The organism is Nocardiopsis nanhaiensis (assembly GCF_054778635.1).
The window spans coordinates 1-552 of the sequence record NZ_BAAGZJ010000213.1; the positions used below are offsets into that span (position 1 = coordinate 1).

At 69.0% G+C, this 552-nt stretch carries 1 pseudogene; it reads left to right on the forward strand.

Annotated elements, in window-relative coordinates:
• A pseudogene (locus ACYVD1_RS34835) lies at positions 1-552 on the forward strand (hypothetical protein); the annotation flags it as partial.

A 552-nucleotide genomic window follows, 5' to 3' on the forward strand; every position in this document is an offset into this window, starting at 1 on the left:
TTTGGTGCGCACCTTTGATGGCACTCACCTGTTCGAGGCCTGGGGTCCGGGTGAGCACGCCGAGGAGCTTAGGTGTGTGCTCAAGGCCCACGAGTCGGACTATGACCCCGAGAGGCTGCACGTGTCGTCCTCGGAGCGGATGTATGACGCGTTCATGAACCTGGTCCGGTCCGCGACCAACCCCACCGGCCCCACCGACTCCAGCGAGGGCGCTGAGGGTGCCGGGGGTGGGGACGGCAAGGGCGGCAAGGGCGGTCAGGGTCGCAAGCGTGCTGCGGTGGCGATGATCAACATCATGGTGCCCCTGCCCACCTTCCTCGGCCTCCAGGCCGAAGACGGCCCGGCTACGGGTGCGGGTCCGGCGGTGACGCAGGACGGGCAGGTGGTCTCCATGGCCGCGGTCCGTGCCCTGGCCCCCAACAGTGTGCTGCGCCGGATGATCACCTCCCCCAAGGGCGACCGGGTGCTGGACGTGGGCCGCACCCAGCGCGATGCCACGGGTGCTCTGCGGGATGCGGGGATGTTCGGCCACACCACCTGCGCTTGGTACCA